11 protein-coding genes are annotated in these 14,004 nt (G+C 69.4%); 7 read left to right on the top strand and 4 right to left on the bottom strand.

Annotated elements, in window-relative coordinates; genetic code table 11:
* Positions 1-121 precede the first annotated feature (121 nt).
* A complete protein-coding gene (locus DM194_RS25215) occupies positions 122-892 on the bottom strand; it encodes an FCD domain-containing protein (RefSeq protein WP_111070406.1) in 771 nt (256 codons plus the stop codon).
* A gap of 298 nt (positions 893-1,190) precedes the next feature.
* On the opposite strand from DM194_RS25215, the gene DM194_RS25210 reads away from it, so the two are divergent.
* The 5 genes from DM194_RS25210 (at position 1,191) to DM194_RS25190 (ending at position 7,256) form a co-directional block, all read left to right on the top strand.
* Complete coding sequence (locus tag DM194_RS25210) at positions 1,191-4,073, top strand: FAD-binding and (Fe-S)-binding domain-containing protein (RefSeq protein ID WP_111070405.1); 2,883 nt, start codon at positions 1,191-1,193, stop codon at positions 4,071-4,073.
* A 107-nt stretch (positions 4,074-4,180) separates the two neighbouring features.
* Complete coding sequence (locus DM194_RS25205) at positions 4,181-4,933, top strand: (Fe-S)-binding protein (RefSeq protein ID WP_111070404.1); 753 nt, start codon at positions 4,181-4,183, stop codon at positions 4,931-4,933.
* Complete coding sequence (locus tag DM194_RS25200) at positions 4,923-6,347, top strand: LutB/LldF family L-lactate oxidation iron-sulfur protein (RefSeq protein WP_111070403.1); 1,425 nt, start codon at positions 4,923-4,925, stop codon at positions 6,345-6,347. Before DM194_RS25205 ends, DM194_RS25200 begins: the two co-directional genes overlap by 11 nt.
* On the top strand, positions 6,340-7,002 hold the full coding sequence (locus DM194_RS25195; RefSeq protein ID WP_111070402.1) for a LutC/YkgG family protein: 663 nt from the start codon (positions 6,340-6,342) through the stop codon (positions 7,000-7,002). The genes DM194_RS25200 and DM194_RS25195 overlap by 8 nt, the downstream gene beginning before the upstream one ends.
* Positions 6,999-7,256 carry a hypothetical protein gene (locus DM194_RS25190; protein ID WP_111070401.1) on the top strand — a complete coding sequence of 86 codons (258 nt, stop codon included), beginning with the start codon at positions 6,999-7,001 and terminating at the stop codon, positions 7,254-7,256. The genes DM194_RS25195 and DM194_RS25190 overlap by 4 nt, the downstream gene beginning before the upstream one ends.
* On the opposite strand, the gene DM194_RS25185 is transcribed toward DM194_RS25190, so the two are convergent.
* A complete protein-coding gene (locus DM194_RS25185) occupies positions 7,199-8,500 on the bottom strand; it encodes a D-amino acid dehydrogenase (RefSeq protein ID WP_111070400.1) in 1,302 nt (433 codons plus the stop codon). The two genes, DM194_RS25190 and DM194_RS25185, sit on opposite strands and share 58 nt — an antisense overlap.
* A gap of 259 nt (positions 8,501-8,759) precedes the next feature.
* On the opposite strand from DM194_RS25185, the gene DM194_RS25180 reads away from it, so the two are divergent.
* Positions 8,760-10,301 (top strand): sigma 54-interacting transcriptional regulator, encoded by a 1,542-nt coding sequence (locus DM194_RS25180; RefSeq protein ID WP_111070399.1) that lies wholly within the window; start codon positions 8,760-8,762, stop codon positions 10,299-10,301.
* A gap of 21 nt (positions 10,302-10,322) precedes the next feature.
* Here the strand turns inward: DM194_RS25180 and DM194_RS25175 are convergent, their stop codons facing one another.
* Together DM194_RS25175 and DM194_RS25170 are read right to left on the bottom strand one after the other, a co-directional pair.
* Positions 10,323-11,102: an MJ0042-type zinc finger domain-containing protein gene (locus DM194_RS25175; RefSeq protein WP_111070398.1), complete on the bottom strand. Its 780-nt coding sequence runs from the start codon at positions 11,100-11,102 to the stop codon at positions 10,323-10,325.
* A 130-nt stretch (positions 11,103-11,232) separates the two neighbouring features.
* Positions 11,233-12,882, bottom strand: coding sequence for an electron transfer flavoprotein-ubiquinone oxidoreductase (locus DM194_RS25170; protein WP_111070397.1), 1,650 nt, complete (start codon positions 12,880-12,882; stop codon positions 11,233-11,235).
* Between the two features lie 151 nt (positions 12,883-13,033).
* Here DM194_RS25170 and DM194_RS25165 point away from each other — a divergent pair, with 151 nt between their 5' ends.
* Positions 13,034-13,924 carry a uracil-DNA glycosylase gene (locus DM194_RS25165; RefSeq protein ID WP_111070396.1) on the top strand — a complete coding sequence of 297 codons (891 nt, stop codon included), beginning with the start codon at positions 13,034-13,036 and terminating at the stop codon, positions 13,922-13,924.
* Positions 13,925-14,004 lie beyond the last annotated feature (80 nt).

Raw genomic sequence — 14,004 nt, 5'->3', positions numbered from 1 at the left:
CCGCAGTGTATCCCGGCGCAAGCCCTGCCGCCAGTCGGGGCGGCCCCACCGGCATATGACCCTGGACCGAGAGCCCCCGCCGGCCGCAAGCCCGGCCTACCCGCTCAGGCCCCGCTGTCGATCAGGCCCCGCTGTCGATCAGGTCGGTGCGCCCGATCCGCCGCAGCGAGACCTGGACGCGGGCATTGTGGTCCCGGATCTCCCGCAGGGTCTGCAGCGTGAACTCCACATGGGCGTCGGCCGCCGCGCTCGCGGCAGCCGCGTCGCCGGCCAGCACCGCATCGGCGATGGCCAGATGCTGCCGCAGCAGAAGCTCGCGCACCCCCGGCCGGGAATAGAGGTCGGCACGGTTGTAGAACACGTCGTTGCGCAGCAGGTTGGACAGGGTCCGCATGATGTGCAGCATGACGACGTTGTGCGCCGCCTCGTAGATCGCCAGATGCAGGTCGGCGTCGGCCTCCGCCTCTTCCGAGCTGTCGTCCTTGCCGTGGGCGTCCTGCATGCGGGCGACGATGGCGCGGATGGCGTCGCGGTCGACGTCGGTCGCCCGCTGCGCCGCCAGCCCGGCCGCCGCCGCCTCGATGGAGCGGCGGAACTCCAGATAGTCGAAGGACGCATCCGGCTTGTTGCGCATCAGCGTCATCAGCGGGTCGGCGATCTGCGACAGGAAGGTGGCGACATGGGTGCCGCTGCGCCCGGTGACCAGCAGGCCGCGCTCCTCCAGCTTGGCGATGGCGTCGCGCAGCGACGGGCGCGACACGTCCAGCTTCACCGCCAGTTCGCGTTCGGCCAGCAGCTTTTCCCCCGGACGGAGCGCGCCCTCCAGGATCAGCCGCTCCAGATGCTCGGCAATGGCGTCGGCCAGCTTGGCCGGTTTGATCGTCCCCTGCATTGGGTAGGCGGCCTCTCCCTGCATCTCCCGATCCCCTTCTACCCATGGACGGAACAGGCGTCCAGCGCGGCCGTCCGGAACAGGATGTTGGGCGTCGGGATCGCCGCGGACACCACCACCTACCAAAGTGGGTCGCCTGAGAAACGATTCAGCCATTGCACAATTTGGTAAAATCTTTTACCCACGTCTTACCGTATGGAAAAGTGATGCCCGCAGCCGCCGGTCCGCAGGGAATCCCCCGCCGCGGGAAGGACGCCGTCGCCACGCCATCCCCTCTGTCCCGCAGGAGCCGCCGACGATGCCGCCCGCCTCCCCGACCGCAGCCCTGGCCGGCCCATACGACCGCGTTCTGGCCGAGCTTCAGTCCGTCATCCCGCGGGACCGGCTGGTCACCGATCCGCTGCGCACGCTGGCCTACGGCACCGACGCCAGCTTCTACCGGCTGATTCCCAGGATCGTGGCGCTGGTGGAGACGGAGGAGGAGGTGGTGCGGCTGCTGCGCATCACCCGCGGCCACAAGGTGCCGGTGACCTTCCGCGCCGCCGGCACCAGCCTGTCGGGCCAGGCGGTCAGCGACAGCGTGCTGGTGGTGCTGGGCGACGGCTGGCGCGGCTGCAGCATCGGCCCGGCCGCGGCGACCGTCACCCTGCAGCCCGGCGTGATCGGGGCGGAGGCGAACCGCCGGCTGGCGCCGCTGGGGCGGAAGATCGGCCCCGATCCGGCTTCCATCGCCACCGCGAAGATCGGCGGGATCGCCGCCAACAATGCCAGCGGCATGTGCTGCGGCACCGCGCAGAACAGCTACCGCACGCTGGAATCGATGCGGCTGGTGCTGACCGACGGCACGGTCCTGGACACCGCCGACCCGGCCAGCCGCAGCCGCTTCCGCGACAGCCACGGCGCGCTGCTCGACCGGCTGGCGGATCTCGGCGCCCGCACCCGCGCCGACGCGGCGCTGGCGGGCCGCATCCGCGACAAGTTCCGCATCAAGAACACCACCGGCTACAGCCTGAACGCGCTGGTCGACTACGAGGATCCGGTCGACATCCTCCAGCACCTGATGATCGGATCGGAAGGAACGCTGGGCTTCATCTCCGCCATCACGTTGCGCACGGTGCCGGAGCATCCGCACAAGGCCAGCGCCCTGCTGTTCTTCCCCGACATCGGCGAGGCCTGCCACGCGGTGTCGCTGCTGAAGGCGGCGCCGGTCGATGCGGCGGAGCTGATGGACCGCGCCTCTCTGCGCTCCATCCAGGACAAGCCGGGCATGCCGCCGCAGATCAGCGGCTTCGGCCCGGACGTGGCGGCGGTGCTGGTGGAGACGCGCGCCGAAACGACGGCGGCGCTGGAGGCCAACGTGGCGGAAATCGCCACGGTGCTGGCCGATTGCATCACCATCGGCGGCACCCGCTTCACCACCGACGCCAAGGCCTGCGAGGGCTTCTGGAAGATCCGCAAGGGCCTGTTCCCGGCGGTCGGCGCCATCCGCCAGACCGGCACCACCGTCATCATCGAGGACGTCGCTTTCCCCCTGCCCCGGCTGGCCGAAGCGACACGCGAACTGCAGGCGCTGTTCCTCCGACACGGCTATCACGAAGCGATCATCTTCGGCCACGCGCTGGAAGGAAACCTGCACTTCGTCTTCACCCAGGCCTTCGACACCCGGGCGGAGATCGACCGCTACCGCCGCTTCATGGACGATGTGGCGGTTCTGGTGGTCAACCGCTACGACGGCTCGCTCAAGGCGGAACACGGCACCGGCCGCAACATGGCCCCCTTCGTCGAGATGGAATGGGGTCCGCAGGCCTATGGGCTGATGAAGGAGATCAAGGATCTCTTCGATCCCGACGGGCTGCTGAACCCCGGCGTCATCCTGAACGGCGACCCCGAGGCCCATCTGAAGAACCTGAAGCCGCTGCCCCCGGCCGATCCGCTGGTCGACACCTGCATCGAATGCGGCTTCTGCGAGCCGACCTGCCCGTCCCACCGCCTCACCCTGTCGCCGCGCCAGCGCATCGTCGGCCGGCGCGAGATGGCGCGGCTGGCGGCTACCGGCGGCGACGCCGGGCGTCTGGCCGAGATCAGCGCCGCCTACGACTATCAGGGCATCGACACCTGCGCCGCCTGCGGCCTGTGCGCCACCGCCTGCCCGGTGGGGATCGAGACCGGGCTGCTGGTCAAGTCCCTGCGCGGCGAACGGCGCGGCGCCATGGCCCGCAAGGCGGGGGCGATGGTCGCCGGCCATATGGAAGGCACGCTGGGCCTCGCCCGCACCGGGCTGCGTCTGGCCGATCTCGCCCGCCGCACGGTCGGGCATGGCGCCACCCAGGCGGCGGCGCGCCTGCTGACCGGCGGCAGCCTGCCGGCCCTGCCCCGCAGCCTGCCCACCGCCGCGAGCTTTGCCGGGTATTCGGACATCCCCAGCGACGACCTGCCGACGGTGGTCTACGCCCCCAGCTGCGTCAGCCGCAGCATGGGCCCCGCCGCCGGCGACCCGCAGCAGCGTCCCTTGCCCGAAGTCGTCGAATCGGTGATGCGCAAGGCCGGCTTCCGCATCCTCTACCCGGAGGAGGCGGACGGCCAGTGCTGCGGCATGCCGCTGGAAAGCAAGGGCCTGACCGAGGCCGCCGACGCCAAGGCCGACGCCATGCTGGCCGCGCTGTCGGCGGCGAGCCGGGGCGGCCGTTACCCGGTGGTGATGGACACCAGCCCCTGCGCCCTGCGCCTGAAGAAGCGCCTGACCGACGCGGGCCTGCGCATCCTCGACGTGGCGGAGTTCCTGAGCGAGTTCGCGCTGCCCCGCCTGGCCATCGCCAAGTCGGCGGAGCCGGTGATGCTGCACCTGACCTGCTCCACCCGCCGCATGGGGCTGGACGGCGCGCTGACCGCGGTGGCGAAGGCCTGCGCCGAGACGGTGGTGGTGCCGCCGGACGTCGGCTGCTGCGGCTTCGCCGGCGACAAGGGCTTCACCACGCCGGAACTGAACGCCCACGCGCTCCGCCACCTGCCGGCCGCGGTGCCGGAGGGCTGCGCGTCGGGCTATTCCACCAGCCGCACCTGCGAGATCGGGCTTTCCGACAAGGCGGGCGTGCCCTACCGGTCGATCGTCTATCTGGTCGACGCCTGCGCGACGGCGAAGTCGGGTGAGGCAGCGGCGCGGGTGGCCGAGGCGGCGTTCTAGGGAGGGCACTTACCCTCCACAAACACTACCCCCCACCCCGACCCTCCCCCCGCTGGGCGGGGGAGGGTCGGGGTGGGGGCAATAACCGAGACGGTGAGGAAACGCCCATGGACCACCAGCCCCCCATACCGGCCCGCGTCTATTACTTCGGCACCTGCCTGGTCGACCTGTTCTTCCCCGACGCCGGCATGGCCGGGATCGAACTGCTGCAGTCGCAGGGGCTGACCGTCGTCTTCCCCCAGGGCCAAAGCTGCTGCGGCCAGCCCGCCTATAATTCGGGCTACCGCGCCGACGCCCTGAAGGTGGCCCGCGCCCAGCTGGACCTGTTCCCCGGCGACGATCCCATCGTCGTGCCGTCGGGCTCCTGCGCCGGCATGATGAAGAAGCACTGGCCCGACCTGTTCCGCGGCGAAGCGGACGAAGCCAAGGCGGTGCAGGTGGCGGCCCGCGTTTGGGAACTGACCCAGTTCCTGGTCCATGTGCTGGACGTCCGGCTCACCGACAAGGGCGAGCCGCTGCGCGTCACCTGGCATGCCTCCTGCCATGCCCAGCGCGAGATGGGCGTGGTGGAGGAACCGAAGTCCCTGCTGCGCCAGCTCGCCAACGTCGAGCTGGTGGAGCTGAAGAGGGAGAAGGAATGCTGCGGCTTCGGCGGCACCTTCGCCGTCCGCCATCCGGAGATCTCCGCCGCCATGGTCGGCGACAAGGTGGCGGACATCGAGGACACCGGCGCCGCCCGCGTGGTGTCGGGCGACTGCGGCTGCCTGCTGAACATCACCGGCGCGCTGGAGGCCGGAGCCAAGGCCGCGCGCGGCCAGCACATCGCCCAGTTCCTGAAGGAGCGCATCCATGGACGGTAATGCACCGGATTTCGCCGCCGCTTCGCGTGCGGCGCTGGCCGACCCGCAGCTGCGCGGCAATTTCCGCCGCGCCATGGATGGGCTGATGACCAAGCGCGCCGCCCAGTTCGCCGACGCGGCGGAATGGAGCGGCGTGCGGGCGCTCGCCGCCTCGGTCCGGCTGCGCGCGCTGTCAAAGCTGCCGGAACTGCTGGAGAGGCTGGAGGAGAACTGCACCCGCAACGGCATCACCGTCCATTGGGCCTCCACGACGGAGGAGGCCAACGGCATCGCGCTGGACATCCTGCACCGGGTCGACGCCCGGCTGGTGGTCAAGGGCAAGTCGATGGTGACGGAGGAGATGCACCTGAACGCCGTTCTGGAAAAGAACGGCATCGAGGTGCTGGAAAGCGACCTCGGCGAATACATCGTGCAGCTGGATGGCACCATGCCGTCGCACATCATCATGCCGGCGATCCACCTGAACACGAAGCAGATCGCCCACCTGTTCAAGCGCAAGATCAAGGACGCCGAAAGCCGCGAGGACGCCGCCTATCTGACCGACCTCGCCCGCCGCGTGCTGCGCGCCAAGTTCCAGGCCGCCGACGTCGGCATGTCCGGCGTCAATGCCGCGGTGGCCGAAACCGGCACCCTCTGCCTGATCGAGAACGAAGGCAACGGCCGCATGTGCACCACCGTGCCGCCGGTCCACATCGCCTTCATGGGGCTGGAAAAGGTGGTGGAAAAGCTGGAGGACGTGCCGCCGGTCATCAGCCTGCTGCCGCGCTCCGCCACCGGCCAGCCGATCACCACCTACGTCAACATGATCTCCGGCCCCCGCAAGGACGGCGAGAAGGACGGCCCGCGCGAGGTGCATCTCATCATCCTCGACAATGGCCGCTCCGGCATCTACGCCGACCCGGAACTGCGCGACACCCTGCGCTGCATCCGCTGCGGCGCCTGCATGAACCATTGCCCGGTCTACACCAAGGTCGGCGGCCATGCCTACGAGGCGCCCTATCCCGGCCCCATCGGCAAGATCCTGGTGCCGCAGATCGAGGGGTTGGACAAGCGCGGCGCCATGCCCCACGCCTGCACCATGTGCAACGCCTGCGTCGAGATCTGCCCGGTGAAGATCCCCATCGTCGAGATCATGGGGCGCCTGCGGGTCGAGGCGGTGAAGCCCGGCGGCACGGTGAAGGACGGCGGCGCCAAGGCCAGCAGGGCGGAGGCGATGGTGTGGAGCGGCTGGGCGGCGATGAACGCCTCCCCCACCGCCTACCGCATCGCCACCACGGCGATGAGCAGGCTCGGCAACGCGGCGCCGTCATCGCTGCCCCTGCTGAAGGAGTGGACGAATGTCCGCGCCAAGCCGCGCTTCGCCGGCCGCACCCTGCACGACCTCGCCCGCGCCAAGGGGGTTCCCGATGTCTGACACCCGCAACTCGATCCTGGCCCGGCTGCGCGCCAGCCGCGACGCCCACCCGCTGCCCCCGCCCGCCTCGGACTTCACGCCGATCGAGGCGAAACACTGGCCGAACGAGGAACGCCTGCCCCGCATCCGCCGCCTGATGGAGGCGGTGCATACCGAGTTCCTGGACGCGACGGAGGCCAACTGGCCGGCGGTGCTGCGGGATTTCCTGGCGCAGGAGGGGGTGGGATCGCTGGTCTACGCACCGGCGACGGACGCCGGGAAACGGCTGGCCGAGGGGTGGGACACGGCCTCCACCACCCTCATCCCCTACGACCGCCCGCTCGAAGACCTCAAGCCCCGGCTGTTCGAATCCATCGAAGCCGGCCTGACCACCACCCGCGGCGCCATCGCCGAGACCGGAAGCCTGATCCTGTGGCCGACGGCCGAGGAGCCCCGCACGCTCTCGCTGGTCCCGCACATCCACATCGCGCTGCTGCGCGCCGACGCCCTCTACGACACCTTCCTGCAGGCGATGCGCGAGCAGGGATGGACGCAGGCGATGCCGACCAACGCGCTGCTGGTGTCCGGCCCCAGCAAGACCGCCGATATCGAGCAGACGCTGGCCTACGGCGTCCACGGCCCGAAGCGGCTGATCGTCCTGGCGGTCCACCCATGACGGCCCGCCCGGCGAACGAGCCGCCGAGCCGGCTCTACGAGGCGATCCTGCATCTCAGGCGTCTCGGCCACCGGGTGGAGAAATTCGAAGGGCGGCGCGGGCGACATCGGCTGGATGGGGCCGAAATCACCGACGCCGCCCTTCTCGAGCTGGCGATGACCCGCATCCGCCGGACGGCGCGGGTTCCCTATTCCGGTCAGGCCGGACGGACGGTGGCCGGGCGCGACACCGCGACCGACGGCTTGCGGCCGTAGCGCTCGACGCTCAGCCCTTCCATGTCGATCTCGGTCCGGCGGCCGCTGACCACGTCGGCCAGCACGCGGGCCGAGCCGGCGGACATCGTCCAGCCCAGCGTACCGTGGCCGGTGTTCAGGTACAGGTTGCGGATGTGGGTCGGCCCCAGGATCGGCGTGCCGTCCGGCGTGTTCGGGCGCAGCCCGGTCCAGAACTCCGCCTTCGACAGGTCGCCGCCCTTGGGGAACAGGTCGCTGACCACATGGTCGAGCGGCCCGCGGCGCTTCTCGCGCAGGGTCAGGTCGAAGCCGGAGAGTTCCGCCGTGCCGCCGACGCGGATGCGGTCGCCCAGCCGGGTGACGGCGATCTTGTGCGTCTCGTCCATCACCGTCGATTCCGGCGCGTGGGCGGCGTCGGTGATCGGCAGGGTCAGCGAATAGCCCTTCACCGGATAGACCGGCAGGTCGATGCCCAGCGGCTTCACCAGCTTGGGCGAATAGCTGCCCATGGCGACGATGTAGCTGTCGGCGGTCAGCGTGCCCTGGTCGGTCCGGACGCCGGTGATCCTGCGGCCGTCGCTCTCCAGCCCGCGGATGGACACGCCGTAACGGAACTCCACCCCACGCTTGGCGGCGAAGTCGGCCAGCTTGCTGGTGAACTGGAAGCAGTCGCCGGTCTCGTCGCCCGGCAGGTGCAGCGCGCCGACCAGCTTGTCCTTCACATGGGCCAAGGCCGGCTCGACCGAGGTCAGACCATCGCGGTCGAACAGCGTGAAGGGAACGCCGTAGCGCTCCAGCACCGCCATGTCGTAGCCGGCGGCGTCCATCTGCTTCTGGGTGCGGAAGACCTGCAGCGTGCCCTGGGTGCGTTCGTCATAGGTGATGCCGGTCTCGGCGCGCAGAGCCTTCAGGCAGTCGCGGCTGTACTCGGCGACGCGGACCATGCGGCTCTTGTTCAGTTGGTAGCTCGCCTCGTTGGCGTTGGCCAGCAGCTTCAGGCACCAGGACCACATGGCAGGATCCAGCTTCGGCCGGATCACCAGCGGCGAATGCTTCATCGTCATCCACTTGATGGCCTTCAGCATCAGCCCCGGCGCCGCCCAGGGAGCGGAATAGCCCGGCGACACCTCGCCCGCGTTGGCATAGCTGGTCTCCAGCGCCGGGCCGGCCTGACGGTCCAGCACGGTCACCTCATGCCCGGCACGCACCAGATAATAGGCGGTGGTGACACCGATGACGCCGCTGCCCAGAACGATCACGCGCATGAGACTGGCTCCCAAGGGGATGGATGACTTCGCTTGGGGTGATTGGTTCGCAAACAATGTGCCAGAGGCGGAAATGGCGGATTTGCTGCGATCCGGCGGGTGGTCATCGGAACGGGGTGTATGCGCAAGTTTACAGGGTCACCGGTTGACGGGGATAGATTGTTGAGAATCAGCGCGTTGTGATGGTGTAAAGTTTTTGATACGCCGTAACGGAATGTGTACACTGGTTGTCGTATTCTCCCTCCCCAACCGTCCTCCCATGCGCCTCGAAGTCACCTTCACCGACCGCGTCGGCATCGCCCATGAGATTCTCGCCGTGCTGGCGATCCGCCGCCTCAACGTCGTCGGCGTCGAGGTCGACCCGCCGCTGATCCACATCGACGCGCCCGGCCTCGATCCGGCGGCACTTCCTGCCCTGTCCGACGCGCTGCGTACCATCGCCGGGGTGCGGTCGGTGGCGGCCATCGACATGCTGCCGGGCACGCGGCGGCGCCTCCATCTCGACGCGCTGCTCGCCGCCCTGCCCGACCCGGTTCTGGCGATCGACCGCGGGGCCCGCGTCGTGGTGGCGAGCGCCGCCGCCGCCCAGGTCGCCGGACTGCCGGAGTCGCGCCTCGCCGGCCGCGACATCGGCGAGCTGTTCGGCGAACCCGGCCTGACGCGCGCGCTTGCCGACGGCGGTTTCCGCATGTCCGGCCGCGAGGTGACGCTGAACGGCCAACCCTTCCTGCTGGAGGTGACGCCCATCGTCGATGTCGAGGCGGCGGGCGCCGTCATCACCCTGTTCACGCCGTCGCGCCTGGGCGAGCGTCTCCACGCGATCCAGAACTTCGACGATCTGGGATCGGGCCGCGGTTTCGACCGCATCCTCGGCGAATCGCCGCCGGTGCGGGCCTTGAAAGCGCGGGCCGCGCGCGTTGCCGCGATGGAGGCGCCGTTGCTGATCCTGGGCGAGACCGGCACCGGCAAGGAGCTGATCGCCCATGCCTGCCACCGCGCCAGCCCGCGCCGCGACAAGCCCTTCCTGGCGCTGAACTGCGCCGCCGTGCCGGAAAATCTGGCGGAGAGCGAGCTGTTCGGCTACGCCCCCGGCTCCTTCACCGGGGCGCAGCGCGGCGGCAAGCCCGGCCTCCTGGAACTGGCCCATGGCGGCACCGTCTTCCTGGACGAGATCGGCGAGATGTCGGCCTATCTCCAGGCCAAGCTGCTGCGCTTCCTCAACGACGGCAGCTTCCGCCGGGTCGGCGGCGAGCGCGAGCAGAAGGTCGACGTCCGCGTCATCAGCGCGACCCACCGCTCGCTGGAGGCGATGGTCGCCGACCACAGCTTCCGCGAGGATCTGTTCTATCGCCTGAACGTGCTGACTCTGAACGTGCCGCCGTTGCGCGAGCGCGGGCACGACATCCTGCTGCTGGCCCGCCATTTCATCGCCCGCGCCGCGGCGCAGGCCCGCCGTCCGCCCGGCCGGCTGACCCCGGCGGCGGCGGCGGCGCTGCTCGCCAACCGCTGGCCCGGCAACGTCCGCCAACTGGAGAACGTCATCTTCCGCGCCGTCACCATGAGCGACGGCGGCACGCTGGACGCCGCCGACCTGGAACTGGCCGGGGCCGGCATGCAATCCGCCGGAATGCCGGCGGAGGATGCCGAAAGCTGGGAGGAGGCGGTGGACGCCTTCGAGCGGTCGCTGCTGCGCCGGCTCTATCCGCGTTTCCCGTCCAGCCGAAAGCTGGCGGCGCGGCTGAACACCTCGCACACCATGATCGCCAACAAGCTGCGCAAACACGGCATTCCGGAGCGGTGACGCGGCCGGGCCGCGACCGGATCAGTGACCGGCGTGCTTATCGCCGGCATGCTTTTCAGGAGCGTGCCTTTCGCCCGTCTTTTCTGCGGTCTTTTCGGGGGCCGGCGCATCCAGCCCCGGCGGCTGGCCGCCGAAGGTGATGGTCACCTCGGTCACCGGTCCGGGCTCCGGCTGGCTGTGATGGAAGCTCACCACCGCACCCGGCAGCAGCACGGACGCGGGCGGCTCGATGGTCCAGCTCTGCAGCGGCTTGCGCTCGGCGCCGAAGGTGATGGCGCGCAGCGGCGGCAGCGCGCGCTCGACATCGGTGGTGTTGGCGATCTCGCCGTCCAGCAGCAGGACGGTCGCCCCGCCCTCCGTCTTCTGCTCGGAGCGGACGCTGCGCAGCTCCAGCCCGAAGCCCGGCGGTTCGGCCTGCATCCCGATGGTCTCGTAGAGAAGGGCGGCGGGCGGCCAGCTGCGGACGATGGCATCGCGGCCGAAATAGCCGGCGGCCACGGTCCCCGAGACGAACACTGCCAGCAGCGCGAAGCCGATCACCGTGCCGCGCGCCGGCTTGGCCCGTGGAGCCTTCGCCGGCTTGGGCTTGCTCTTGCCGGCCGCCTTCGCCGCGGCCTTTGCCGGGGTCGCCTGCCGTATTTCCGTCGGCGCGTCGGCGGCCACCGGCTCGGGGCCTGCCCCCTCCGGCATCTGCCACCACGTATGGCCGCAGCGGGCACAACGCACCTTGCGGCCGTCGGTGCCGAGCGACTCGTCGGACAGGGTATAGCGCGTTGAACAGGTCGGGCAGGAAACGATCATCGCGCCGTCGCAGAGAGGTTACCGCCTGCGTTATAGTTAGGAGTGGCCGGCGGCGCAACCGACACCCGCGTGACTGCCGACTGCCCCTTCCCCCCGCGCCTGCGCATGGGGGAAGGGGCAGACCTCCCTCTTACATCCCGCCCGGATAGTTCGGACCCCCGCCGCCTTCCGGCACGACCCAGTTGATGTTCTGGGTGGGATCCTTGATGTCGCAGGTCTTGCAGTGGACGCAGTTCTGCGCGTTGATCTGCAGGCGCGGGTCGCTGCCGTCGTCGTTGCGGACGATCTCGTAGACGCCGGCCGGGCAATAGCGCTGCTCCGGCGCGTCGTAGAGCGCCAGATTGACGCTGATCGGGACCGACTTGTCCTTCAGCGTCAGGTGCGGCGGCTGGTCTTCCTCATGGTTGGTGTTGGAGAGGTAGACCGAGGACAGGCGGTCGAAGCTGACCTTGCCGTCCGGCTTGGGGTAGACGATCTTCGGCGCCTCGCTGGCCTTCACCAGGGTGGTGTGGTCGGCGTGGTGCTTCAGCGTCCAGGGCGACTTGCCCTTCAGCGCCGTCTCGTAGGCGGCGTTGGCCAGACCGGCCCACAGGCCCTTCTGGAAGCCCGGACGGATGTTGCGGACCGCGTACAACTCCGGCCAGACCCAGGACTGCTTCAGCTTCTCGGGATAGGCGATGACCTCGGGACCGTTGTCGCTGCCGCCGGTCAGGTGGTCGAACACCGCCTCGGCCGCGACCATGCCCGACTTCATGGCGGTGTGGTTGCCCTTGATCTTCGGCACGTTCAGGAAGCCGGCGCCGTCGCCGACGATCAGGCCGCCGGGGAAGGTCAGCTTCGGGATCGACTGGAAGCCGCCTTCCGACAGGGCGCGGGCGCCATAGGCCAGACGACGGCCGCCCTCGAAGGTCGGACGGATCGCCGGGTGGGTCTTGTAGCGCTGGAACTCCTCGAACGGGCTCATGTGCGGGTTCCAGTAGTCGAGGCCGACGACGAAGCCGACCGACACCAGATTCCCTTCCATGTGATACAGCCACGACCCGCCATAGGTCTTGGGGTCCATCGGCCAGCCGATGGTGTGGACGATCAGGCCCGGCTTCGACTGTGACGGATCGACCTCCCACAGTTCCTTGATGCCGATGCCGTAGGTCTGCGGCTGGCAGTCGCGGCGCAGGTCGAACCGCTCGAACAGGGTCTTGGTCAGCGAGCCGCGGCAGCCCTCGGCGAAGATGGTCTGCTTGGCGTGCAGCTCCATGCCGGGCGTGTAGTTGCCGGTCTTCTCGCCGTCCTTGCCGATGCCCATGTCGCCGGTGGCGACGCCCTTCACCGCGCCGTTGTCGTCATACAGCACCTCGGCGGCGGCGAAGCCGGGGTAGATCTCCACCCCGAGCTCCTCGGCCTGGGTCGCCATCCAGCGGGCCAGATTGCCCAGGCTGATGATGTAGTTGCCGTGATTGTTCATCTGCGGCGGGGTGAAGGGCGACTTGTGGGCCTTCGTTTCCGTCAGGAAGAGGAAATGGTCCTCGCGCGCCGGGGTGGTCAGCGGCGCACCCTTCTCCTTCCAGTCGGGGATCAGCTCGTCCAGCGCATGCGGTTCGAAGACGGCGCCGGACAGCAGATGGGCGCCGACCTCCGACCCCTTCTCGATCACGCAGACGCTCAACTCCTGCCCGGTCTCGACCGCGCGCTGCCGCAGGCGGATCGCAGCGCTCAGACCCGACGGGCCGGCGCCGACGATCAGAACATCGTATTCCATGACCTCGCGCGGTTCGCGTTCCATAACCACACTCCCCCAACGTCTTGTTTTGGTACTGTTTCCCTCGGGACGCCCTATGGTGTTTTGCGGGCGCGTGCTTGTAGCACGGTTTGCACCGCACCCAAATTGGGTATCGAGACATGTAAGACCACACGATCTGTGGTAAGGTCAAACGATGATTGACGTAAGCGATATCCTCGACGCGCTGCGCTGGCATGCCGATATCGGCTGCGACGAGGCCATCGGCGACGAGCCGATCGACTGGGCGACCTTCTCCGCCCGGCCGGCGGCGCGCGCCATACCCGCGGGCGCCGCCGCGCCCGGCACAGGGATGGGCACAGGGATGGGTGCCGGGCCGGCGCGCGGTCCCGCGCCGACTCGGGCGCCCGCCCCGGCGGCCCCGCGTCCGGCCGCCCTCTTCGCGTCGCCCGACCAGCCTCTGGGCGCCAGCGAGGCCGGCATCCAGGCCCGCGCCCGCGCGCATGAGGCGCAGACCCTGGAGGCGCTGGAGGCGGCGCTGCGCGGCTTCGACGGCTGTCCGCTGAAAGCCACCGCGATGAACACCGTCTTCGCCGACGGCAATCCGCAGGCTCCGGTCATGCTGATCGGCGAGGCGCCGGGCGAGGACGAGGACCGGCAAGGCAAGCCCTTCGTCGGGGTCAGCGGCAAGCTGCTGGACCGCATGCTGGCGCAGATCGGGCTGGACCGCGGCAAGGTCTACATCACCAACATCCTGCCCTGGCGCCCGCCGGGCAACCGCAGCCCGACCCAGGCCGAGATCGCCGCCTGCCTGCCCTTCCTGGAACGGCATGTGGAGCTGGTGCGGCCGAAGCTGCTGGTGGCGCTGGGCGGCGTGTCGGCCAAGACCCTGCTGAACCGCGCGGAGGGCATCACCCGCCTGCGCGGGCAATGGCGGAGCTATGAGGGAACCGGCGAGGCGGTGCCGCTGATGCCCATGCTCCATCCGGCCTACCTCCTGCGCAACCCGATCGCCAAGCGGGAGGCGTGGCGCGACATGCTTGCGCTTCGGCAAAAGATCGACGAAGTCGGCATCAAGTATTCGTAAGAAAAAAAGCGTCGCCGGAGTTTCACCCAAATCGTTCGTATGACTGCACCGGCCACGCGCCACAAATGCAATGCCGCCAC

Origin of the sequence: Azospirillum ramasamyi (assembly GCF_003233655.1) — a bacterium.
Classification (GTDB): domain Bacteria; phylum Pseudomonadota; class Alphaproteobacteria; order Azospirillales; family Azospirillaceae; genus Azospirillum; species Azospirillum ramasamyi.
The sequence above is the reverse complement of the archived record's forward strand: the minus strand, read 5'-3'. Positions and strand labels throughout refer to the sequence as shown.

Excerpts from the sequence above, each read along its gene's own strand:
- DM194_RS25170 (WP_111070397.1), bottom strand. The coding sequence starts at position 12,882 with ATGGAACGCGAACCGCGCGAGGTCATGGAATACGATGTTCTGATCGTC.
- DM194_RS25215 (WP_111070406.1), bottom strand. The coding sequence starts at position 892 with ATGCAGGGGACGATCAAACCGGCCAAGCTGGCCGACGCCATTGCCGAG.
- DM194_RS25180 (WP_111070399.1), top strand. The coding sequence starts at position 8,760 with ATGCGCCTCGAAGTCACCTTCACCGACCGCGTCGGCATCGCCCATGAG.
- DM194_RS25195 (WP_111070402.1), top strand. The coding sequence starts at position 6,340 with ATGTCTGACACCCGCAACTCGATCCTGGCCCGGCTGCGCGCCAGCCGC.
- DM194_RS25200 (WP_111070403.1), top strand. The coding sequence starts at position 4,923 with ATGGACGGTAATGCACCGGATTTCGCCGCCGCTTCGCGTGCGGCGCTG.
- DM194_RS25165 (WP_111070396.1), top strand. The coding sequence starts at position 13,034 with ATGATTGACGTAAGCGATATCCTCGACGCGCTGCGCTGGCATGCCGAT.
- DM194_RS25175 (WP_111070398.1), bottom strand. The coding sequence starts at position 11,102 with ATGATCGTTTCCTGCCCGACCTGTTCAACGCGCTATACCCTGTCCGAC.
- DM194_RS25190 (WP_111070401.1), top strand. The coding sequence starts at position 6,999 with ATGACGGCCCGCCCGGCGAACGAGCCGCCGAGCCGGCTCTACGAGGCG.
- DM194_RS25185 (WP_111070400.1), bottom strand. The coding sequence starts at position 8,500 with ATGCGCGTGATCGTTCTGGGCAGCGGCGTCATCGGTGTCACCACCGCC.
- DM194_RS25205 (WP_111070404.1), top strand. The coding sequence starts at position 4,181 with ATGGACCACCAGCCCCCCATACCGGCCCGCGTCTATTACTTCGGCACC.
- DM194_RS25210 (WP_111070405.1), top strand. The coding sequence starts at position 1,191 with ATGCCGCCCGCCTCCCCGACCGCAGCCCTGGCCGGCCCATACGACCGC.